The following is a 20,205-nucleotide window of genomic DNA, read 5'->3' on the forward strand; positions in this document are numbered from 1 at the left end:
GGCAGTGGGGTGATCCGTGGGCACGGCGACACCACACTGTGTAGCCATGCAGTGCTCAGCATACCTATGCAGAGCCAAGGCTCGTCGCTCCCGCTCAGGTGGTCTCGAGCGCGTCGCCCGCCTGTTCCGGGAGCAGGAGGTATGCCGCCGCCGCGCCGATGACGAAGGCGGCACCGAAGATCGTGAAGAGGGCGGCGTTGCCCCAGGCGCCGAGGATCACCGGCACGAGCAGTGGCGCCGCGATCGAGGCGATCCGGCCGAAGCCGGCCGCCGCGCCGGCGCCGGACGCCCGCACGCTGGTGGGGTAGATCTCCGGCGTCACGGCATACAGCGCACCCCAGGCCCCGAGGTTGAAGAAGCTCATCGCGCAGCCGGCGGCGATGATCTGCCACACCTCACCGGCCAGGCCGAAGCAGACGGCCGACGCGGCCGACCCGAGCAGGAAGGTCGCCAGCGTCGCGCGGCGTCCCCAGACCTCGACGAGGACGGCCGCGAGGGCATACCCGGGCAGCTGGGCGAGCGTGATGACCAGCGTGTAGCCGAAGGAGCGGACCAGGTCGAAGCCCTGGGCGTAGAGCAGGCTCGGCAGCCAGATGAAGGCGCCGTAGTAGGAGAAGTTGACGCAGAACCACACCAGCCAGATGCCGAGCGTGCGCGTGCGGTAGGCCGCCGACCACAGCGCCCCCGGCGTCTTCGGAGGCGCCTCCGGCAGCGCCCGGCTCTCCTCGTGCTCCACGCCGGCGGAGTCCTCGAACCCCCGGACGACCTCTTCGGCCTCCTCGACCCGCCCCCGTCGCTCGAGGAAGAGCGGCGACTCGGGCATCCCCCACCGGATGACCACGGCATACAGCGCCGGGATCAGACCGAGCGCGAACGCCCAGCGCCACCCGCTGTCGGAGATCGGCACGACGAAGAAGCCGATGAGCGCCGCCAGCAGCCACCCCACCGCCCAGAAGGACTCGAGGATCACCACCATCCGGCCGCGGATCCTCGTCGGCGACAGCTCGCTGACCAGCGTCGAGGCGACGGGCAGCTCGGCCCCCAGCCCGATCCCGACGAGGAAGCGCAGGACCAGCAGCGCGGCGAGACCGGTCGCGAGCGCCGAGGCCCCGGTGGCGACGCCGTAGACGAGCAGGGTCAGCGCGAAGACCGTGCGCCGGCCGTAGCGGTCCGCCAGCATCCCGCCGACGGTCGCGCCCAGCGCCATCCCGACGAAGCCGATCGACAGCAGCCACGACTGCTCGGTGCGGGTGAGGTCCCACTGGGTCGCGATCGCCAGCCCGACGAAGGAGATGAGCCCGACGTCCATCGCGTCCAGCGCCCAGCCGGTGCCGGAGCCGAGGAGGACCTTGGTGTGCGCCGGGGAGTAGGGCAGGCGGCCCATGCGCTCGGGTCGCGTGGGCAGGCTCTGGTCGGTCACGGGGCTCGCCATGAGCACCGATGGTATGCCGCTCGCGGCCCGGCCGGCGCGGTGACGGCAGGCGCGGCGCGGGTCAGTGCGGCAGCGCCGCGAGGAGAGCCAGGACGCGATCGACCGAGTCCGACGGGATGGCGTCGCTGCCGCCGAGCGCGGTGCGGACGTAGATGCCGTCGCTGACGCGCAGCACGAGGAGCGCGAGGTCGGGGTCGCCGAGGGCGGTGGACAACGCCTCGACGAAGTGCTCGTCCATGCGCAGCAGCGCAGCCCGGGCGGCGCCGTGCTCGGGCAGCTGCCCGAGCTTGAGCAGGGCGAGGTAGGTGCGGTCGACCGGCTGGTCGGCGGCGACCGACTCGCGCAGGAAGACCTCCATCGCGTCGGGGAGCGCCGCCAACCTCTGGCCCTCCTGCTCGCCGAAGCGGTCCAGCCGGTCGGCGAGCCCTTCGACGAGGGCGTCCTTGGAGCCGAAGTGGTAGAGCAGCCCGCCCTTGGACACCTCGGCCTGCCGCGCGGTGGCCGAGATCGTCGCGGCGCGCTCGCCGTGGTCGATCACGAGGGTCTCGAAGGCGTCCAGGATGCGTTCTCGGGTGTCGTCGCCGCGGGGCATCCCGCCATCCTAGACGTTGCTGCTAAACCGTCCAGACGGTACAGTTAGCGGCATGCCCACCCTCTCCCCCACCCGCGGCGCGGGCGCCGCATCCTCCCGCGCCACCCGCCGGGACTGGGCCGGCCTCGCCGTGCTCATGCTCCCGGTGCTGCTCATCTCGGTCGACACCACGGTGCTCAACTTCGCGCTGCCGGTCATCTCGCAGGCGCTCGCCCCCAGCGCGGCGCAGCAGCTGTGGTTGATCGACGCCTACCCGCTCGTCCTGGCGACGCTGCTCGTGGCGATGGGGACCCTGGGCGACCGGATCGGTCGGCGGCGACTGCTGCTCATCGGCGCCACCGGCTTCGCCGCGGTCTCCGTGGTCGCGGCGTTCGCGCCGACGGCGGAGGCTCTCGTGCTCGCGCGAGTCGCGCTCGGTGTCTTCGGCGCCACGCTCATGCCGGCCACGCTGTCGCTGCTGCGCTCGATGTTCGTCGACCGCGCCCAGCGGCGGCTGGCGATCGCCATCTGGGCGACCGGCTTCTCGATGGGCACGGCCCTCGGCCCGGTGGTGGGCGGCGTGCTGCTCGCGCACTTCCACTGGGGCTCGATCTTCCTGCTCGCGGTGCCGGTGCTGCTGCCGCTGCTGGTGCTGGCCCCGCTCGTCATCACCGAGTCCCGCGACCCCTCCCCGGGGCGCGTCGACCTGCTCGGCATCGCCCTGTCCATGCTCACCCTCGGGGGCACGGCGTGGGCGATCAAGCACGTCGCCGTCGAGGGCCTCGACGCGCTCGCCGTCGCCGTCGCGCTCGCCTCGGTGCTCGCCGGCTGGGGCTTCGTCCGGCGGATGCTCGCGCGCCCCAACCCCATGCTCGACGTCCGCCTCTTCGCCGTGCCGGTCTTCTCCGGCGCGCTGGCGGTCAACCTGCTCAGCGTGGTGGCGCTGACCGGCTTCCTCTTCTTCGTCACCCAGCACCTGCAGCTCGTGGAGGGTATGCCGCCGCTCTCCGCCGCGCTCGTGCTCGTCCCGGGCGTGGTCGCCATGGTGGCCTCGGGGCTGCTCGTGGTGCAGGTGGTCAAGCGGGTCCGCCCGGCCGTCGCGGTGACCGGGGGCCTGGCCTTCTCCGTCTGCGCCTATGCCCTGCTCGCGCTCCTCGGCGACCGGGTGAGCATCACCCACATCGCGGTGGCCTTCGTGCTGCTCGGGCTGGGCATCGGAGCTGCCGAGACCATCTCCAACGACCAGATCCTCACCGCGGTCCCGCCCGCCAAGGCCGGAGCCGCCTCCGCCGTGAGCGAGACGGCCTACGAGTTCGGCGCCGTGCTCGGCACGACCATGCTGGGTGGGCTGCTCACCGCGGTCTACCGCAGCTCGCTGGTCCTGCCCCCCGGCACCGGCAGCGAGGCCGCCGCCGCGGCCCGGGAGACGCTCGGCGGCGCGGCGGCTACCGCGGAGCAGACCGGCGACCCGGCCCTGCTGGCGGCGGCACGGGCGGCCTTCGACGCCGGGATGACGGTGACCAGCGGCGCCGGGGCGGCCCTGGTGCTGCTCGCCGCCGGCATCGCCTGGCTCACCCTGCGCCGCGCCGAGGCCTGAGCCCACGGCATAGGCCGAATTCGACCACGGGATCTCGCGCCATGGCAGGAGTTCCCGTGGTCGAATTCCACGGTCAGCGCACGACGACCGACTACCGGTAGTTGGTGAACTGCAGAGCCACGTCGAGGTCCTGCCCCTGCAGCAGCCGCTGGACGGCCTGCAGGTCGTCCCGCGACTTGGAGGTGACCCGCAGCTCGTCGCCCTGGATCTGGCTCTTCACCGACTTCGGGCCCTCCTCGCGGATGATCTTGGAGATCTTTTTGGCGTTGTCGCTGGAGATCCCGCTCTGCAGCACGGCGTCCAGGCGGTACTCCTTGCCCGAGGCCTTGGGCTCCCCCTCGTTGCTGTAGTCCAGGTGCTTGAGCGACACGCCGCGCTTGACCAGCTTGGTCTGGAGCACGTCGAGGACCGCCTTGCACCGCTCCTCGGAGTTGGCCGCCATGTGGATGACCTCCCCCGCGAGCTCGACGCGCGCCCCCACGTTGCGGAAGTCGTAGCGGTTTGAGATCTCCTTGGCCGCCTGGTTGACGGCGTTGGCGACCTCCTGGTGGTCGACCTTGCTGACGATGTCGAAGGACGAGTCGGCCATACGGCATACCTCCTGGTCTGGGCGGTGAGCGGCGGCTCGCGCGAGTTCGGAACCACCGGGGTAGGACTGTTAGCATGTCATCCGCGCAATCGCGCACGGCAGGTTGTCCGAGCGGCCAATGGAAGCGGACTGTAAATCCGTCGGCTTACGCCTACGCAGGTTCGAATCCTGCACCTGCCACCAGCCAGCAGGGGCATCGGGAGACCGGTGCCCCTGCTGCTTTTCTCGAGGTATGCCGACCGCTCACCTCGCCAGTTCGGCATGAGCAGTCGACGGTGCCTCAGGCGTGGGTCCAGACCCGTGCGCGAGGACGCGTGCGCTGCTCATGCGCGGTCAGAGGGCGGGATCTGCAACAGTTCTGGCGGCGACGACATAGGTCAGGGTGTCGGGCGCAGGACGTCCGGCACGATGCGATCCGCAGGAGGAGCGATGGCACAACGCCTGGCCGGGGAACCCGGAGCCGACGTGGCCCAGCAGCACCGCGACAGCCACTGGTTCGACTCCTTCTTCTCCCAGCACGCGACCTCGGTGCACCGCTACTTCGTCCGGCGGGCTGACCGCAGCGACGTCGAGGACCTCACCGCCGAGGTCTTCGCCACGGCCTGGCGCCGGCGGGAGAAGATCCCCTCCGGCTTCGAGCTGCCGTGGCTCTACAAGACGGCGGCCTACGTCCTCGCCAACCATCGCCGCAAGCCGACCCTCGTGCTCCTGGCCGACTACTCCGACCGGGACACCGAGGACCAGCCGGTGCGCAGCGTCGACCCCGCCGACCTGGTCATGGCCGACGACGAGGTCCGCCGGGCCATGGGCCGGCTGAGCGTCCGCGACCGCTCGATCCTCATGCTCCACGCCTGGGAGGGCCTCGACGGCGAGGGCCTGGCCCACGCGCTGGGCCTCACTCGGGGCGGCGCAGCCGCCGCGCTCTCCCGGGCTCGCTCCCGGCTCCGTGACGCCTGGGAGCACGACCACTAGGTCGAGCCCGGCGCACACCACCGACCTCTCATCCCGCACCGCCCGCACGAAGGAGACCGCCATGGTCGACCACCAGACCGACGCATCGCTCTACCGGCTCCAGGCCAGCGACCCGGCGACCGGGTCGCACCCCGACCTCGAGCGGGTGCGGCAGCTGGTGGCTCAGAAGGCACCCGCCAGCCAGGGCTCGGCAGGCGAGCGCGCCCGGCGCGTCGACGACGACCTGCTCCAGGGGCCACGGCTCCGGGCGCCGTGGATCGCCGCAGCCGCAATCGTGGCCGTCGGGATCGGCGCCGGCGGGTATGCCCTGGGCGTCTCCCGCGACGACGGCACCGTGCTCATGGCCAACCAGGACAGCCTGCTCGCGCCGGCCGCCGGCGGCTCCATCGGGGCCACCAGCTCGCTGGACCTGGGCTCCACCTCGGTCAGCGGTGGCGAGTCGGCGCCGCAGCCCTACGACCCCGGTCCGGTGCGACTCGTCGCTGCCGACGGTCTGTCCGACGAGCGGACCACCGGCCAGGTGCGCACGCTCATGTCCGACGAGGTCCCCGAGGACTACCTCGCCCGGTGGACCGAGGCGATGGGCCTCGACGGCACGCCGATCGATGCCGACAGCGACTACTTCGGGTTCGGAGACGGCGTGGGCAGCCTCGACCAGGAGAGCGGCGACTGGGCCCTGGTGAGCGGCCAGGACGGCGGGCTCTCGTTCATGTACACCTCGATCTTCCGCGTCGAAGGCTGTCGGGAGATGCACGCGCAGATCAGCCAGCGCGAGCTCGACGAGTGGCGCAAGGAGTGGGATCGGATGCTCGGCGAGGGCACGCCGCTGCCCACGGCGAGCGACTGCATACCTCCCGAGGGCACCCGCCCGACCGATGACGAGGCGATCGCGCAGGCCACCGCCTTCCTCGCCGACGCCGGCGTGCCGGTGGAGGACTACACGGTCCGCGTCCCCGACTACGGCGACGAGCGCACCTCGCTCTACGTCCCGGTCGAGGCCTGGCCGACGGGCTACGCCTACGGCCCGCTGCACGCCAGCGCCACCGTCGGGCCGGACGGCGTCGTCGTCGAGGCCTACGGCAGCATCGGTGAGATGACCTCGCTCGGCGACTACCCCGTCATCTCGCCCACCGAGGCGGTCGAGCGCTACGGCGAGCGGGAGTTCTCGATGGAGTACGGCATCAGCCTCCCAGAGGACTACACCGAGCTCGAGCAGGACCCCGACGCGACCATCACCTTCCTCGAGCCCGACATCGAGGAGGCGCCGGAGGTCACCGAGGGCATGCAGATCCCGCTGCTGCTCAAGGACAAGGAGGTGACCAGCGCCGAGCTCGTGCAGGGCATGCTGTGGACGCAGTCCGGCTCGATGGAGGTGCCGACCTGGAAGCTGCAGACCGATGACGGCATGACCTATCCGGTCCTGGCGCTGGCTGACGAGGCGATCCTCTACCAGTCCTGGGAGCAGCCGGAGTAGTCGGCAGGGCGCTCACCCCCCGCGTGGAACGATGGCGGGCGTGACCCCTCCTCCGGCGCACTCCCCCGTGTCCCCGATCGCCCTGCCCCGCACACCGGCCCTGGTGCTGCGGGGCAGGGCGTTCGACGCGTCCCGACCCGCGGTGATGGCCATCGTCAACCGCACCCGGGACTCCTTCTGGTCGGGCAACCGGCACGCGGCGCTCGAGGACGCGATGGACGCGCTGCACTGGGCCGTCGCCGAGGGCGCCGACATCGTCGACGTGGGCGGGGTGCGGGCCGGGCAGGAGGGCGAGCAGGTCGACGCCGCCGAGGAGATCAGCCGGGTCGTGCCCTTCCTTGAGGCGGCGCGCGCGGCCTACCCCGACCTCGTGCTCTCGCTCGACACCTGGCGCAGCGAGGTCGCCACGGCGGCCGAGGGGTCTGTCGACCTGGTCAACGACACCTGGGCCGGGCACGACCCCGAGCTGGTGGAGGTCGCCGCGCGGCTCGGGGCGGGCGTCGTGGTGTCGCACACCGGTGGCCTCCCACCGCGCACCGACCCGGTCGATGTGCGGTATGCCGATGCCCACGGCGACGACGAGCTCGCCGTCGTGCGGGACGTCGTGGCGGTGCTCGAGGAGGGTGCGCGTCGCGCCGTGACCGCCGGGGTGGCGCCCGAGCAGGTGCTGGTCGACCCGACCCTCGACTTCGGCAAGACGACGCGGCACTCGCTGGTGACGCTGCGGCATACCGCTGACGTGGCGGCGCTCGGCTTGCCGGTGCTCCAGGCGCTCTCACGCAAGGACTTCATCGGGGAGACCCTCGACCTGGAAGCCGACGACCGGCTCGAGGGGACGCTGGCGGCGACGGCCGTCGCGGCGTGGCTGGGCACGACGGTCTTCCGGGCTCATGACGTACGGGCCACGCGCCGGGTGGTCGACATGGTCGCCAGCATCCGGGGCGACCGGTCGCCCGCGCGGACGGTCAGAGGCGAGCCGCAGCCGGGCTGAGGCCGCGAGGGGGGGACAGCCAGGAGTCGTGGTCCCCACTAGACCTGTGCACTCCGCCCCCCAGACCTGTGCACCCTCCCGTGGCCTGTGCATACGGCATAACGTGTGCACAGGCCACGGGAGCGTGCACAGGTCGGAGGGGCCTCGGGTCGGAGGGGCCTCGGGTCGGAGGGGCCTCGGGTAAGAGGGGCCTCGGGTCAGAGCCGCTCGATGCCGGGCTGCTGGCCGTGGGCCATCTGCTCCAGCCGGGCGATGCGCTGGGCCATCGGCGGGTGCGTCGCGAACATCCGGGTCATGTCCTTGGCCCGGAAGGGATTGGCGATCATCATGTGGCTGGCGTTGACGACCTGCCGCTCCGGCGCCAGCGGGGCGCGGGCGGTGCCGGCCTCCAGCTTGCGCAGCGCCGAGGCGAGGGCGAGCGGGTCGCCGGTGAGCCGCGCGCCGTCCTCGTCCGCGTCATACTCCCGGGTCCGGCTGATGGCGAGCTGCACGACCGTGGCGGCGAAGGGGGCGAGCAGCGCCATCGCGAGCATCGCCAGGGGGTTGCCGCCGTTCTCCCGGCTGCCGCCGAAGAAGAGCGCCATCTGCGCGACCGAAGTGATGACGCCCGCGATGCCCGCCGCGACCGAGCTGGTGAGGATGTCGCGGTTGTAGACGTGCATGAGCTCGTGGCCGAGCACGCCCCGCAGCTCACGCTCGTCGAGCAGATGCAGGATCCCCTCGGTGCAGCAGACCGCGGCGTTGCTCGGGTTGCGTCCGGTGGCGAAGGCGTTGGGCGCCGCGGTCGGGCTGACGTAGAGCCGCGGCATCGGCTTGCCCGCCTCCTGCGCGAGCTCGGAGACGATGCGATACATCGCCGGCTGTTGCTCCGGCGTCACCGGCTGGGCACGCATGGCGCGGATGGCCAGCTTGTCGGAGTTCCAGTAGCTGTAGAACGTCGTGGCCAGCCCGAAGAACGCGAACAGCCAGATCCAGCGGCCGCCGCCGATGAGGGCGCCCATCCCGAGGAAGATCGCCCAGATCACGCCGAAGAGCAGCGTGGTCTTCAGCCCGTTGTAGTGCCTGTGCATGACTGGTCAACGACCGGCTGTCGGGCGGGTGTTCCCGACGACGAGCGACGATCGCGCGCGGGGCGACGTCGGTTCGCCCCGGTCAGACGATGCCGACGGGCGCCACGCTGCCGAGCACGAGCAGCAGGGTGAGCACGGCGACGAGCACCCAGAGGCGCACCGGCACCCGCTGCTCCCGGTCGGCGAGGCGGGTCGCGACATCGGTATGGCGTGGCGCAGGGCCAGCGTCCGCCGCGCCTCCGGCGTCCGCTCCGGCTCCGGCGTCCGCTCCGCCTCCTGCGTCCGCGCCTCTCGCGTCCGCGCCTGCGGCGCCGGCCGTCCTCGAGCCGGCCCGCTCGCGCGGCTCGAGGAGGACCGCGATCCAGCGCAGGTAGACCGCGATGCCGAGCGCGATGTTGACCGCGGCGACGACGGCGAGCCACCACGTCTGGTCACCCAGCACGGGCCGCAGAGCAACCATCTTGGCGACGACACCGGCGACAGCGGGGGGCAGCCCGGCGAGGGTGAGCAGCGCGAGGGCCAGGGGCAGGGCCAGAAGCGGCCGGGTGCGCAGCAGCCCGCGGTGGGTCGACAACGCCGTGCCGCCCGGTGCGCCCGCATCGTCGCCCGAGGCCAGGAGCGCGACCGCGAGCACGACGACGAAGGCGAGGAGGGTTCCGGTGACGTAGACCAGGAGGTAGGACCCGGCCGCCTGGGCCGCCCGGGAGGAGAGGGAGGCCAGGGGCAGCAGCACCCAGCCGGCCTGCGCGACGGTCGACCAGGCCAGCAGCCGCACGACGTCGCCCTGCACCAGCGCCACGAGGTTGCCGAGCGTCATCGAGGCGGCGGCGAGGACGGCGATCGCCACCAGGGTCGTGCCGTCGACCCCGCCGAGGGCCCGGATGACGACGACGAGCCCGCCGAGCGCCGCGACCTTGGACACCGTGGCCAGGTAGGCCGTCACCGGGAGCGGCGCGGCGGCATACGTGATCGGGGTCCACGCGTGGAAGGGCACCGCGGACACCTTGAAGGCGAGCCCGGCGACGAGGAAGACCGCAGCCAGCACGAGCAGAGGCGGATGGTCGACCGCCCGAGCGGCCCCGAGGAAGGGGCTGCCCGTCGCCGCCACCCACAGGGCCGCCCCCAGGGCGAGGAGCGCGAAGGAGACCAGGGAGGTGGTCAGCAGCGAGACCGCCCCGTCGACGGCGAGCGCCCGGCGGTCGGGCGACCACCGGGTGCGCACCAGCGCGACCAGGGCGACGGTCGGCAGGGTGGCCAGCTCGAGCGCGACGAGCAGCGAGCCGAGATCGCCGGCGGCGGGGACGGCCACGACACCGCTCGTGGCCGCGAGCGCCAGGGCGACGACCACGGGGGCGCGGCCCGTCCGGTCGCCGACGGAAGCCCCGGCCGGGCCCTCCGCCGAGCTCCAGTCACGCCAGGCGAGCACCAGGACCACCAGCGCCGCCAGCAGCCCGGTGAGCTGCAGCACGGAGGTGAGGTGGTCCGCGGCATACCCGCAGGCGCCTGTGGGCAGGCAGAAGCTGGTGCGGGCGTCGCCCGCGGCGAGCCCGAGGCCGGGCAGCGCGCCCGCCACGCCCCCGAGCAGGCCGAGGGCGGCCACGACGAGGTGCGGCTCCCGGCGGCCCGGCAGGGCGACGTCGAGGAGCAGCACCACGACGGCGGCGAGCACCGGCGCCAGCACCGGCAGAGTCGCGAGGAGGTCGAGCTCGAGCGTCATCGCGCGAGCACCGCCTCGACGAAGGGCGCGGTGATGGCCAGGAGCGCGGTCGGCACCAGTCCCAGCCCGAGGATGAGCACGCCCAGCAGCCGCAGTGCGGTGCGCTCGGTGAGCACGGCGTCGGGGATGCGCGGCTCGACCCGGTCACCGGACCACACCTCGCGCAGCACCCGGACGGCATAGGCGGCGGCCAGCGCGGCCCCGACGGCCGCGATGACGGTGAAGGCGCGGAACCACCCCTGCGGGCGGTCCGCCGCCGGGTCCCAGCCCGCGAGCAGCGCGCCGATCTCACCCCAGAAGCCGGCCAGGCCCGGCAGACCCATGGAGGCGGCCATACCGAGGACCAGCGCCAGCCCCAGGTGGGGCGTGACCTCGCGCAGCGCGGCGTGGGCGACGCCGAGGTCGGCGCTGCCCCACCGGTGCTTGAGGCCGCCGACGACGACGAAGAGCAGCGCGGAGATGAGGCCGTGGGCGACGTTGCCGAAGAGCGCGGCCTGCAGGCCGGCCACAGTCCCCGTCGTGAGGCCCAGCACGACGAAGCCCAGGTGAGCGACCGAGGACCAGGCGATGAGCCGCTTGAGATCGCGCTCGACCAGGCAGGCGAGCGAGGCCCAGACGATGCCGACGACGGCCAGGCCCGCGAGCAGAGGTGACCAGGTCGCGAAGCCGTCGGGGACCACGGGCACGACCAGACGCGCGATGCCGTAGGTCCCGAGCTTGAGCAGGACCGCCGCGAGCAGGACCGATCCGGCCGTCGGCGCGGTGGCGTGCACCCACGGCAGCCAGGTATGCAGCGGGAAGACCGGGATCTTCAGCGCGAGTCCGAGCAGGAGCAGCGCGGAGACCACGAGCTGGGTGCCGCTCCCCAGTCCCTCTCCACGCTGGGACGCCCACACCGCGAGGTCCGTCGTGCCGGTGGCGGTGGCGAGCGCCAGCAGGCCGAGCAGGACGAGCGAGGAGCCGACGACGGTGACGACGAGGAAGCGCAGCGCGGCGCCCTCGCGGTCGCTCGTCGGATCGCCGTAGCGTGCGACGAGCACCCACATCGGCACCAGCACCAGCTCGAAGCCGATGAAGAAGAGCAGGGCGTCGCCCGCGAGGAAGGCGAGCAGGGCACCGAGCAGCACCAGCAGCAGGCACGCATGGTAGGTCGCCAGCCCGGGCACGTCGGTGCCGCGGACGACGGGGATGGGCGAGGTCGGATCGCCGTCGTCGTCCGCGTCGGCCGGCGCCACCGCGCGCGGTTGACGCGGCGGGTGCAGGTGCAGGGCAGTGGCTCCGACACCGACCACGGCGGTGAGCAGCAGCAGCGGCACCGAGAGGCCGTCGGGGCGAAGGGCGAAGCCGACGCCCAGGCTGGGGATCCAGGGCAGGTCGAGGGTGGGTCGGTGCAGCGCCGCGCCAGCCACCCCGACGGCGCTCACCGCGCTCGCCCCCAGCGAGGTCAGGTGGATGGCCCGGTGGCCGGGCTGCTCGGGCCACCGGCCGACGGTGAGCAGCATGACGGCGGCGAGCAGCAGCGGGGCGAGCGCCAGGGCCAGCCAGCCGGTGCCGAGGTCGGGGACCAGGCCGACCAGGTCGGCCACGATCGCGCGCAGCGTGTCGTTCACGACGTCACCACCCCGATCGCCGCGAGGACGAGCACACCGGCGAGCACGAGGGCCAGGCTCGGGGTCGCCCGGCGCGGGCTGGTCGCGGCCCCGAGCCGCCCGAGCAGGGCGGGCCCGGCGCCGATGCCGCGCACCCAGGCGTCGAGCACCTGGGTGTCGAACCAGGTCACGGCCCGGGCGAGCAGCAGGACGGGCGCGGCGACGAGCACGCGGTAGGCGTGGTCGGCGTAGAGCCCGCGCTCGGCTGCCAGGCTCGCCGCGGACGGGATGCGGGCTGCGGCGTCCCGGGTGCGGACCCCTTGCGCCGCCAGCCGCACGAGCAGTGCGCTCACGAGCATGAGCAGGAGAGTCGCGGCGAGCAGCTGCAGGTTGAGGTGCACGTCGGAGCGCCACACCGGCAGCAGGAGCAGCAGCCCGCCCAGGACCGTCATGACCATGAGGAAGGAGGTGCCCATCCGGGCGGTCGAGCTGATCGCGGCCTCGGCGCGCTCCAGCCCCTCGGCTTCCTGCACCACCTGCGGCTCGTCGAAGAAGTCGTCGATCCGGTCCACCGGTCCGGGGTGATAGGTCTCCGCGTGGCCCTGCACCGCTGTCGGCCGGTTGAGCACGAGCCAGGCGCGCATGCAGTAGGCCGCGGTGAGCGGCGCGGACGCCCCGACGCAGGCCAGGACCAGCACCGAGGCCAACCCGCCGTCACCGGCCGAGGCCACCTCGGCCGTGCCGAGGATGAGCTCCTTGGAGAAGAACCCCACGAAGGGCGGCACCCCGGCCAGCGCGAGCAGGCCCCACCCGAAGCGGTGCCGCATCACCCGGTAGCGGCGGGCCCCCGAGGCGACCAGCGCCATGGCCGTGCCCCCGACGAGCACGCCCAGCCAGCCGGTCGTGAGGAAGAGCAGCGCCTTGAACCACGCGTGGGCGATGAGGTGCTGGGCGGCGGCGTCCGGGCCGGTGCCCTGGGTCGCGCCGGCCAGGACGGCCAGCATGAGCGCCACCTGGCTGACGGTGGACCAGGCGAGCAGGCGCTTGAGGTCGGCCTGGGCGAAGGCCAGCAGGGCCGCGCCGATGACGGTCGTGCACGCGAGCACCGCGAGCAGCAGACGGGCCGGGCCGGACAGCGCGAGCAGCGGGAAGACCTGGGTCAGCACCACCGTGCCCGCGGCCACCATGGTCGCCGCGTGGATGAGCGCGGACGCGGGCGTGGGGCCCTCCATGGCGTCGGGCAGCCAGTCCTGGAACGGGAACAGCGCGGACTTGCCGGCGACGCCCACTACGAGCAGGCTCATCGCGACGGTGAGGGTGGTCGAGCTGCCGGCCTGGACCCAGTGGGCGACGAGCGCCGACAGCTCGGTGGTGCCGGCGCCGGTGGCCAGGATGACCAGCCCGAGGACGAAGCCGATGTCGGCCGTGCGGGTGACCAGCAGCGCCTTGCCCGCGGCCCGGCGGGCGGCGCTGCGCGTCGACTGGTGGCCCACGAGCAGGTAGGAGCACCAGCCCATGACCTCCCACCCGATGAGCGTGAGCAGCACGTCACCGGAGTGCACGGTGAGGAGCATCGCCGCGGTGAAGAGCGACACGGTGGCCGCGAAGACGCGGTACCGCGGGTCGTACCAGAGGTACCAGCGGGCATACCCCTGCACGACGAGGGCGACCGCCGCGACGGTGACCGCGACGAGCGCCATGGGCCAGGTCGTGACCAGCAGCAGGGGGGCGTCGAGGTCTCCCAGCGGCAGCGCCCCGATGGTGCCGACGGTGCGGACGTCACCCTCGACCTGGGTGAGGGTGTAGAGCTGCCACGTGGTCGCCACCAACGCCGCCAGCGCGCCGCCGACGCCGATCCACGCACCGAGCCGGTTGGAGCGCCCGGTCAGCCCCAGGCCGGCCAGCGCCGCCAGCAGCAGCGCGAGCACCGCCCACTGCGACGGAGCGCCCCACAGGTCGGGCATCGGCAACGTCGGCAGCGGCACCTCAGGCAGCTGCAGGTCGCTCCAGGTGAGGTCGGGCAGGTCGGGCAGGAGGTCCATCACCCACCCACCTGCCTGGTATGCCGTTCGGCCGGCTCCCCGAGCGGCGCGTGCAGGTCGACGTGACCTCGGGCGCGGTAGAGCGCGAGCAGCACGGCGAGCGCGAGCACCACCTCGGCGGCCGCGATGGTGATGACGAAGAGGGTGAGGACCTGGGCGCCGGCGTCGCCCGCGGCGCCGGTCTGGCCGACCGTGACCAGGAGCAGGCCCGCCGCGCCGAGCACCAGCTCGACGCCGATGAGCATGAGGACGGCGTGCCGACGGGCGAGGATGCCGTAGGCGCCGAGTCCGGCGAGGAGCGCCACGAGCAGGTAGGGCAGGGCGGGGCGGATCACGCGTCGTCCCCCTCACCCTGCACGGCCTCGATCTCGGCGGGGGCGTCCGGGCGCTGACTGGGGTCGTCCTCGCCGCCGACGGGAGCCCGTGCCACCGCCACGGCGGCGACCAGGGCGGTGAGCAGCAGCGCCGACAGCAGCTCGAAGGGCCAGACGTAGGTGCCGAAGATCGCGGTGGCGACCCCGGCGTTGCCGGCGCCGTCGATCGGCACGCTCCCCCAGCCGAAGGCCGCGAGCAGCGCGCCACCGAGGACGACCGCCGTGCCCGCACCGACGAGCCCGGCGGCGATCCGCTGCGGGCCGGACGTCACCACCGGGGTGCCGCCGGACCGGGTCAGCAGGAGCGCGAAGAGCACGAGCACCACGACCGCGCCGACGTAGACGAGCAGCTGGACGAGCGCCACCAGCTCGGCTCCCAGGACCAGATAGCACCCGGCGAGCCCACCGAGGGTGACCACGAGCCACAGCGCGGCGTGCAGCACCTGCCGGGCGGTGACGGCGAGCAGGCCGGCGCCCGCGGTGAGCAGGCCGACGGCGAGGAAGAGGACGTCGAGCCCGCTCACCGCTCACCCCCCGAGGTCTCCTCGGGGGCGACGGGTGCACCGGGGTCGCCCTGCTGATCGTCCACTCCCTCGACTCCCTGCGCGGCGGCCGCTCCCTCCACGGCGACCGCTCCGGCACCGTCGGCGTCGAGCTGCGGACGGGCATATCCCTGCGGCAGTGCCGCGTCGGGGACGGTGGCCATGAAGGTGCCCAGGCGTCCCTTGTCGTGCAGCAGGTTGCGGATGTCGCCCTCGGCATAGGCGAAGTCCGGGGCCCAGAAGAGCGCGTCGAAGGGGCACACCTCGATGCAGATGCCGCAATACATGCACAGCGAGAAGTCGATGTCGAAGCGGTCGAGGACGTTGTGGCTGCGCTCGCGGCCCCCCTTGGTCTCCGCCGGCAGCGTCTCCTTGTGCGAGTCGATGGTGATGCACCAGTCCGGGCACTCGCGGGCGCACAGCATGCACGAGGTGCAGTTGTCCTCGAGCAGCGCGATGACGCCGCGGCTGCGCTCGGGCAGCTCGGGCTGAGTATGCGGGAACTGGGCCGTGTGCGCGGGTCGCGTCAGCGTGCGCGCGGTCGTCGCGAGCCCACGCAGCAGCCCCGTCACGCGCGTGCGCTTGTCGGCGCTCATGTGAGGACCACCACGCCGATGCCGGTGAGCGCGAGCTGACCCAGGGCGACCGGGAGCAGCACCAGCCAGGCGAACCGCTGCAGCTGGTCCTCACGCACCCGCGGCCACGCCACCCGGAGCCAGAGGAAGACGACCCCGACGCCGGTCGCCTTGAGGAGGGTCCACAGCGCGCCCACGACACCGATGTCGCCCCACGGCCCGCGCCACCCGCCGAGGAAGAGCACGGTGAACAGCAGCGCCATGACGACCATGCCGGCATACTCCGCGAGCAGGAAGAAGGCGAAGCGCAGCCCGGTGTACTCGGTCAGTGGGCCGAAGACGATCTCGGAGTCCGCGATCGGGGCGTCGAACGGTGTGCGCTGCAGCTCGGCCACGCTCGCCGCGAGGAAGACGAAGGCCGCCGGCGCCTGCCAGGCGAGCCACCACCAGGACCACTGCTCGACGATGCCGGTCAGCGAGAGCGTGCCCGCGGCCATCGCCACGCTCGCGGCGGCGAGCACGAGGGGCAGCTCGTAGGACACCAGCTGGGCCCCGGCGCGCAGTCCGCCGAGCAGGGAGTACTTGTTGCCCGAACCCCAGCCGGCCATGAGCGTCCCGATGACGCCGACGCTGGTGACGGCGAGCACGAGGAGCAGGCTCGCCGGGACGTCGACGGCGACCCAGGTGGCGCCGAGCGGGATCGCGGCGAGCGCCACGAGGTAGGGGATGAGGGCGACCGCCGGAGCCAGCCGGAAGACAGGGCGGTCCGCCGCGGCAGGGGTGACGTCTTCCTTCTGGGCGAACTTGATCCCGTCGGCCACGAGCTGGCCGATGCCGTGCGGCCCGGCCTCCATCGGCCCCAGCCGCCCCTGCATGTGCCCCATGAGCTTGTGCTCCAGCTGCCCCAGCGCCAGGGGCAGCGTGAGGAAGGCCGCCAGCACGACGACGGCCTTCAGCGCGACCTCGAGGGCCAACGGGAGTTCAGCGAGCATCGCCCGCCACCCTAACGAGTGAGCCCGACAGCCCGTGGGAGCCGCACCGCAACCCCGACCGGCCGCGCGGTTTGCCGTGACCGGCCGCGCGGTTTGCGGTGACCGGCCGCGCGGTTTGCTGTGACTGGCCGCGCGGTTTGCGGTGACCGGCCGCGCGGTTTGCGGTGACCGGCCGCGCGGTGTGCTGTGACCGGCCGCGCGGTATGCGCAGTGCACGACATCTCGCGCGGCCAGTCACGACATCTTGCGCGGCCGGTCACGACATATGGCGCGCCCAGACACGGCATACGGCGCGGCTAGTCACGGGAGAGATGACGTCATCATCGTTGACAGTGGCGTCAGGGTGACGTCATACTGACGTCATGGAACTCAGCCCCTATGTCACCGCGGTCGCCGAGGACCTCGACCGGGCCACCGCCCTCGCCGACGCACCTACCCGCGAGGTGGCCGCGCGGGTGGCGACCTCGCTCGAGCCGGCGATCCGGCTCGCCCTGGTCCAGGCCCTCTCGGACGCCGCCGCGGCGATCACCGCCGACCTCGACGACGCCGTCGTCGCGGTCCGCATGGAGGGCCGCGACCCGGTCCTCGACGTACGCCAGCTGCCACCGGCCGCCGGCGAGCCCTCCCCCGCCGCACCGCAGACGTCATCACCCGACCCCGACGAGGACGACGACGGCGGCACCGCGCGGGTCACCGTCCGCCTGCCCGAGGCGCTCAAGCGACGCGCCGAGAGCCACGCCGGTGCCGCCGACCAGTCGCTCAACACCTGGATCGTGCACACGCTCCGCCGGGCCGTCGACCGCTCCGTCGAGGACGCCGCAGCCGACCTCGGCGACACCATCCGCAGCCGCGTCAGCGCGACGACGCCCCGCCGGGTCACCGGCTGGGCCTGAGAGGAGCCACCATGCAGACCGCCCAGAGCACCAGCACCTACTCCTTCACCGACGACGGCACCATCTCGCTCGACCTCAAGAACCACAGCGGTGACGTGGCGATCATCCTCGACGCGCCGGAGGGCACGGCAGAGGTCACCCTCTCGGCATCCCGTCCCGTCGACTTCGCCCCGGTCACCGCGGTCTGCCGCCGCGGCCGGGTCGGCATCGACGTGCCCGCGCTCCTCGACCCGGCCGGGGGAAGCGGCTTCGCCTTCTCGCTCGGATCCTTCTCCTTCGGCGCCGGGCACGCGTCGATCCACATCGAGGTGCACCTCCCGCACGGCTCCGACGTCAGCGCGAGCACCAAGCGGGGCGACATCGTGCTGCAAGGCATAAGCGGCGCCACCACCGTCCGCTCCGGCTCCGGCGACCTCGCCGTCGAGGAGTGCACCCGGCTGCGCGCCTCCACCGGGTCCGGCGACATCCGGGTGGACCAGCTCGCGGGAGGTGCGGTCAGCAGCGGCTCCGGCGACATCGTCGTCGAGCGGTGCACCGGCGAGCACCCGCTCGAGCTCCGCACCGGAAGCGGTGACATCTCGCTCGTCGAGAACGCCAAGGACGCCACCATCGCCACCGGCAGCGGCGACGTCGTGGCGAGCCACCGGCACGGATCGTTCACCGCGCGCACGGGCACCGGCGACGTCGAGGTGGCCGTGCCCGCCGGCATACCCGTCTGGCTCGACCTGTCCAGCGGCATCGGCCAGATCCGCCGCGACATCGACAGCGTGGGCGCCCCGGAGCAGGGCCAGGAGCACCTCACCGTCAGCGTCCGCACGGGCACCGGCGACATCACCGTCCGCCACTGATCCCCGCCGCGGGCACCATAGGGGTATGCAGATCGCCCCGCTCCCGCGCTCCCGCGCCGATGAGGCCGTGCTCCTGTGGCAGGAGTGCGGCCTCACGCGTCCGTGGAACGACCCGCACGCCGACCTCCTGCGGGCCCTGGACGCCGAGTCGTCGACCGTCCTGGCAGCGGGCGAGCAGGAGGATCTGGTCGGGACGGTCATGGTGGGCCACGACGGGCACCGCGGCTGGGTCTATTACCTCGCCGTCGCCCCGAGCCACCGCGGCGCCGGCCTCGGCCGGGCGCTCATGGACGCCGCCGAGGAGTGGGTGAGTGGGCGCGGCATACCCAAGCTGCAGCTCATGGTCCGCACCTCCAACACCGCCGCGGCCGCGTTCTACGAGCGGCTCGGGTATGCCGTGCAGGAGACGACCGTGCTCGGCAAGTTCTTCGACGAGGAGCTCGGCGCGATGCAGCGCGGCGCCGACCGCACCGACAGCGGCGCCGCCCCGGGGAAGGCGTCGAGCTGAGCGCGTCTGGTCTCGTCTGACCCCGATCCCCGGCCCACCCTTGCGCCTGTGCACGCTCGCGTGAGCGGTGCACACGTTATGCCGTAGGCACCGGCTCAGGAACCGTGCACAGGTGGCCCCCGGGCTGACGGGTGGTCGGGCAACGCGGTCCTACTCGCGCGGACCCCAGGACGGGTCCGGGACGCCGGGGGGCAGCAGCCGCTTGCGGGGCCGCCGCCGGGCAGGCGCCCCCGTCTCAGGGCCATCGCCTCCTTCAGGGCCACCAGGCCCCTCCCCCGGCTCCTTCGCCCCCGGCCACGGCTTGGACGCGCGTGCAGCGAGCACGAAGTCCTTGCGCAGCGGGGTTCCGTCGAAGCCCTCGGGCAGCAGCAGCGGGCGCAGACCGAGACCGCTGCCGTCGTCGAAGCCCTCGAAGCCGAGGCCGAACATCTCGTGCGTCTCGCGCTCGTGCCACGCCGCGCCGGCGAAGAGGTCGGTCACCGAGGCGACCGACCCACCGACGGACACCCGCGTGCGCAGCAGCACCCGGCGCAACGCACCCGGCCCGTGGTGGCTCACGTCGATAAGGTGGGCGACCACCTCGATCCCCGGGCCGGGCCTCTCGGCACCACCGTCCGCCGGGCCCACCCCGGCGCCCCTCCCCTCGGCGTCGCTCTCGTCGACGGCGCTGAGCCAGTCGAAGAAGGCATACCCCTCGTCCCGGGCGGCGCGCACCGCCTCGTGCCACTCCCCCGGGGGCACCCGACGGTCGTCGACGGCAGGACCGCGCCCTCCTGCGACCTCGGCGGCTGTCATGCCGGCCACTCTAGGCGGCCCCTCAGCCCCGTCCCGGCGGCGCCACCAGACCACGGGTGACCTCGCCGGCGCTCACGACCTGGCTGCGATCGGCATACCGCGAGCCGTGGCGCGCCCGCGCCCGACCCGGCTTCTCCGCGGCGATCTGGTCCTGCAGCGTGACGATCCCGTGCAGCAGCGCCTCCGGGCGGGGCGGGCAGCCCGGCACGTAGACGTCGACCGGGATGAGCTGGTCGACGCCCTTGGTGACGCAGTAGCTGTCCCAGTAGGGGCCGCCGGAGTTGGAGCAGGCGCCGAAGGAGATGACGTACTTCGGCTCCGGCATCTGGTCGTAGAGCCGCCGGATCGCGGGCGCCATCTTGTCGGTCACGGTGCCGGAGACGACCATGAGGTCGCTCTGCCGCGGCCCGGGCGCGAAGGGGATGACGCCCAGCCGGATGAAGTCGTGCCGCGCCATCGAGGCGCTGATGAACTCGATGGCGCAGCAGGCGAGTCCGAAGTTGAAGACCCAGAGGGAGTACTTCCGGCCCCAGTTGAGCACGACCTGGACCGCGCGGGGAGCCTTCTCCACCGGCGCACCGAGGCGCGGGGTCGGCAGGCTGGTGGTATGCCGCCCGCTCGCCTGGTCGCTCAT

Annotated in this window: 20 protein-coding genes and 1 tRNA gene; 8 read left to right on the top strand and 13 right to left on the bottom strand. The window is 73.1% G+C overall.

The features are described 5' to 3' along the window. Positions 1 to 94: 94 nt before the first annotated feature. Positions 95 to 1,432, bottom strand: a complete 1,338-nt coding sequence (locus tag AC5PYY_RS00425; RefSeq protein WP_493897877.1) for an MFS transporter — start codon at positions 1,430 to 1,432, stop codon at positions 95 to 97. A 61-nt stretch (positions 1,433 to 1,493) separates the two neighbouring features. Then, positions 1,494 to 2,024, bottom strand: a complete 531-nt coding sequence (locus AC5PYY_RS00430; protein WP_493897878.1) for a TetR/AcrR family transcriptional regulator — start codon at positions 2,022 to 2,024, stop codon at positions 1,494 to 1,496. 52 nt (positions 2,025 to 2,076) lie between these two features. On the opposite strand from AC5PYY_RS00430, the gene AC5PYY_RS00435 reads away from it, so the two are divergent. Then, on the top strand, positions 2,077 to 3,600 hold the full coding sequence (locus AC5PYY_RS00435; RefSeq protein ID WP_493897879.1) for an MFS transporter: 1,524 nt from the start codon (positions 2,077 to 2,079) through the stop codon (positions 3,598 to 3,600). A 91-nt stretch (positions 3,601 to 3,691) separates the two neighbouring features. On the opposite strand, the gene AC5PYY_RS00440 is transcribed toward AC5PYY_RS00435, so the two are convergent. Further along, complete coding sequence (locus AC5PYY_RS00440; RefSeq protein WP_493897880.1) at positions 3,692 to 4,189, bottom strand: YajQ family cyclic di-GMP-binding protein; 498 nt, start codon at positions 4,187 to 4,189, stop codon at positions 3,692 to 3,694. A 97-nt stretch (positions 4,190 to 4,286) separates the two neighbouring features. Here AC5PYY_RS00440 and AC5PYY_RS00445 point away from each other — a divergent pair. From AC5PYY_RS00445 to folP, 4 genes are all read left to right on the top strand, one after another. Beyond that, a tRNA-Tyr gene (locus AC5PYY_RS00445) sits at positions 4,287 to 4,372 on the top strand. Positions 4,373 to 4,618: 246 nt separating this feature from the next. Beyond that, on the top strand, positions 4,619 to 5,161 hold the full coding sequence (locus AC5PYY_RS00450) for an RNA polymerase sigma factor (RefSeq protein WP_493897881.1): 543 nt from the start codon (positions 4,619 to 4,621) through the stop codon (positions 5,159 to 5,161). Between the two features lie 61 nt (positions 5,162 to 5,222). Then, positions 5,223 to 6,635, top strand: a complete 1,413-nt coding sequence (locus AC5PYY_RS00455) for a hypothetical protein (RefSeq protein WP_493897882.1) — start codon at positions 5,223 to 5,225, stop codon at positions 6,633 to 6,635. 31 nt (positions 6,636 to 6,666) lie between these two features. Continuing rightward, complete coding sequence (gene folP, locus AC5PYY_RS00460) at positions 6,667 to 7,626, top strand: dihydropteroate synthase (RefSeq protein ID WP_493897883.1); 960 nt, start codon at positions 6,667 to 6,669, stop codon at positions 7,624 to 7,626. A 197-nt stretch (positions 7,627 to 7,823) separates the two neighbouring features. On the opposite strand, the gene htpX is transcribed toward folP, so the two are convergent. The 8 genes from htpX to AC5PYY_RS00500 form a co-directional block, all read right to left on the bottom strand. Beyond that, the gene (gene htpX / locus AC5PYY_RS00465; protein WP_493897884.1) at positions 7,824 to 8,696 is read right to left on the bottom strand and encodes a zinc metalloprotease HtpX; all 873 of its coding nucleotides are present in this window, start codon (positions 8,694 to 8,696) and stop codon (positions 7,824 to 7,826) included. An 82-nt stretch (positions 8,697 to 8,778) separates the two neighbouring features. After that, entirely contained in the window at positions 8,779 to 10,413 is a 1,635-nt protein-coding gene (locus tag AC5PYY_RS00470; RefSeq protein ID WP_493897885.1) for a proton-conducting transporter transmembrane domain-containing protein, read from the bottom strand. Continuing rightward, a complete protein-coding gene (locus AC5PYY_RS00475) occupies positions 10,410 to 12,023 on the bottom strand; it encodes a complex I subunit 4 family protein (protein WP_493897886.1) in 1,614 nt (537 codons plus the stop codon). Before AC5PYY_RS00475 ends, AC5PYY_RS00470 begins: the two co-directional genes overlap by 4 nt. After that, on the bottom strand, positions 12,020 to 14,044 hold the full coding sequence (locus tag AC5PYY_RS00480; protein WP_493897887.1) for an NADH-quinone oxidoreductase subunit 5 family protein: 2,025 nt from the start codon (positions 14,042 to 14,044) through the stop codon (positions 12,020 to 12,022). The genes AC5PYY_RS00475 and AC5PYY_RS00480 overlap by 4 nt, the downstream gene beginning before the upstream one ends. Further along, positions 14,044 to 14,379, bottom strand: a complete 336-nt coding sequence (nuoK, locus tag AC5PYY_RS00485; protein WP_493897888.1) for an NADH-quinone oxidoreductase subunit NuoK — start codon at positions 14,377 to 14,379, stop codon at positions 14,044 to 14,046. The genes AC5PYY_RS00480 and nuoK overlap by 1 nt, the downstream gene beginning before the upstream one ends. Further along, on the bottom strand, positions 14,376 to 14,942 hold the full coding sequence (locus tag AC5PYY_RS00490; RefSeq protein ID WP_493897889.1) for an NADH-quinone oxidoreductase subunit J family protein: 567 nt from the start codon (positions 14,940 to 14,942) through the stop codon (positions 14,376 to 14,378). The genes nuoK and AC5PYY_RS00490 overlap by 4 nt, the downstream gene beginning before the upstream one ends. After that, on the bottom strand, positions 14,939 to 15,556 hold the full coding sequence (locus AC5PYY_RS00495; RefSeq protein WP_493897890.1) for a 4Fe-4S binding protein: 618 nt from the start codon (positions 15,554 to 15,556) through the stop codon (positions 14,939 to 14,941). Before AC5PYY_RS00495 ends, AC5PYY_RS00490 begins: the two co-directional genes overlap by 4 nt. Further along, positions 15,553 to 16,527: a complex I subunit 1/NuoH family protein gene (locus AC5PYY_RS00500; RefSeq protein WP_493897891.1), complete on the bottom strand. Its 975-nt coding sequence runs from the start codon at positions 16,525 to 16,527 to the stop codon at positions 15,553 to 15,555. Before AC5PYY_RS00500 ends, AC5PYY_RS00495 begins: the two co-directional genes overlap by 4 nt. A gap of 362 nt (positions 16,528 to 16,889) precedes the next feature. On the opposite strand from AC5PYY_RS00500, the gene AC5PYY_RS00505 reads away from it, so the two are divergent. From AC5PYY_RS00505 to AC5PYY_RS00515, 3 genes are read left to right on the top strand one after another with little or no spacing between them, the layout of a single operon-like run. After that, on the top strand, positions 16,890 to 17,420 hold the full coding sequence (locus tag AC5PYY_RS00505) for a toxin-antitoxin system HicB family antitoxin (protein ID WP_493897892.1): 531 nt from the start codon (positions 16,890 to 16,892) through the stop codon (positions 17,418 to 17,420). A gap of 11 nt (positions 17,421 to 17,431) precedes the next feature. Continuing rightward, on the top strand, positions 17,432 to 18,268 hold the full coding sequence (locus tag AC5PYY_RS00510; RefSeq protein WP_493897893.1) for a DUF4097 family beta strand repeat-containing protein: 837 nt from the start codon (positions 17,432 to 17,434) through the stop codon (positions 18,266 to 18,268). 25 nt (positions 18,269 to 18,293) lie between these two features. After that, positions 18,294 to 18,776: a GNAT family acetyltransferase gene (locus AC5PYY_RS00515; protein WP_493897894.1), complete on the top strand. Its 483-nt coding sequence runs from the start codon at positions 18,294 to 18,296 to the stop codon at positions 18,774 to 18,776. A 150-nt stretch (positions 18,777 to 18,926) separates the two neighbouring features. On the opposite strand, the gene AC5PYY_RS00520 is transcribed toward AC5PYY_RS00515, so the two are convergent. Both AC5PYY_RS00520 and AC5PYY_RS00525 read right to left on the bottom strand, forming a co-directional pair. Further along, positions 18,927 to 19,571 carry an NADH-quinone oxidoreductase subunit C gene (locus tag AC5PYY_RS00520; protein ID WP_493897895.1) on the bottom strand — a complete coding sequence of 215 codons (645 nt, stop codon included), beginning with the start codon at positions 19,569 to 19,571 and terminating at the stop codon, positions 18,927 to 18,929. 22 nt (positions 19,572 to 19,593) lie between these two features. Continuing rightward, positions 19,594 to 20,205: an NADH-quinone oxidoreductase subunit B gene (locus tag AC5PYY_RS00525; protein ID WP_493897896.1), complete on the bottom strand. Its 612-nt coding sequence runs from the start codon at positions 20,203 to 20,205 to the stop codon at positions 19,594 to 19,596.

This window comes from Serinicoccus sp. JS2-9, assembly GCF_059025165.1.

Bases quoted from the DNA above. Each gene is read 5' to 3' on its own strand.
- AC5PYY_RS00425 (WP_493897877.1), bottom strand. From the start codon at position 1,432: ATGGCGAGCCCCGTGACCGACCAGAGCCTGCCCACGCGACCCGAGCGC.
- AC5PYY_RS00430 (WP_493897878.1), bottom strand. From the start codon at position 2,024: ATGCCCCGCGGCGACGACACCCGAGAACGCATCCTGGACGCCTTCGAG.
- AC5PYY_RS00435 (WP_493897879.1), top strand. From the start codon at position 2,077: ATGCCCACCCTCTCCCCCACCCGCGGCGCGGGCGCCGCATCCTCCCGC.
- AC5PYY_RS00440 (WP_493897880.1), bottom strand. From the start codon at position 4,189: ATGGCCGACTCGTCCTTCGACATCGTCAGCAAGGTCGACCACCAGGAG.
- AC5PYY_RS00450 (WP_493897881.1), top strand. From the start codon at position 4,619: ATGGCACAACGCCTGGCCGGGGAACCCGGAGCCGACGTGGCCCAGCAG.
- AC5PYY_RS00455 (WP_493897882.1), top strand. From the start codon at position 5,223: ATGGTCGACCACCAGACCGACGCATCGCTCTACCGGCTCCAGGCCAGC.
- folP (WP_493897883.1), top strand. From the start codon at position 6,667: ATGGCGGGCGTGACCCCTCCTCCGGCGCACTCCCCCGTGTCCCCGATC.
- htpX (WP_493897884.1), bottom strand. From the start codon at position 8,696: ATGCACAGGCACTACAACGGGCTGAAGACCACGCTGCTCTTCGGCGTG.
- AC5PYY_RS00470 (WP_493897885.1), bottom strand. From the start codon at position 10,413: ATGACGCTCGAGCTCGACCTCCTCGCGACTCTGCCGGTGCTGGCGCCG.
- AC5PYY_RS00480 (WP_493897887.1), bottom strand. From the start codon at position 14,044: ATGGACCTCCTGCCCGACCTGCCCGACCTCACCTGGAGCGACCTGCAG.
- AC5PYY_RS00495 (WP_493897890.1), bottom strand. From the start codon at position 15,556: ATGAGCGCCGACAAGCGCACGCGCGTGACGGGGCTGCTGCGTGGGCTC.
- AC5PYY_RS00500 (WP_493897891.1), bottom strand. From the start codon at position 16,527: ATGCTCGCTGAACTCCCGTTGGCCCTCGAGGTCGCGCTGAAGGCCGTC.
- AC5PYY_RS00505 (WP_493897892.1), top strand. From the start codon at position 16,890: ATGGAACTCAGCCCCTATGTCACCGCGGTCGCCGAGGACCTCGACCGG.
- AC5PYY_RS00510 (WP_493897893.1), top strand. From the start codon at position 17,432: ATGCAGACCGCCCAGAGCACCAGCACCTACTCCTTCACCGACGACGGC.
- AC5PYY_RS00515 (WP_493897894.1), top strand. From the start codon at position 18,294: ATGCAGATCGCCCCGCTCCCGCGCTCCCGCGCCGATGAGGCCGTGCTC.
- AC5PYY_RS00520 (WP_493897895.1), bottom strand. From the start codon at position 19,571: ATGACAGCCGCCGAGGTCGCAGGAGGGCGCGGTCCTGCCGTCGACGAC.
- AC5PYY_RS00525 (WP_493897896.1), bottom strand. From the start codon at position 20,205: ATGAGCGACCAGGCGAGCGGGCGGCATACCACCAGCCTGCCGACCCCG.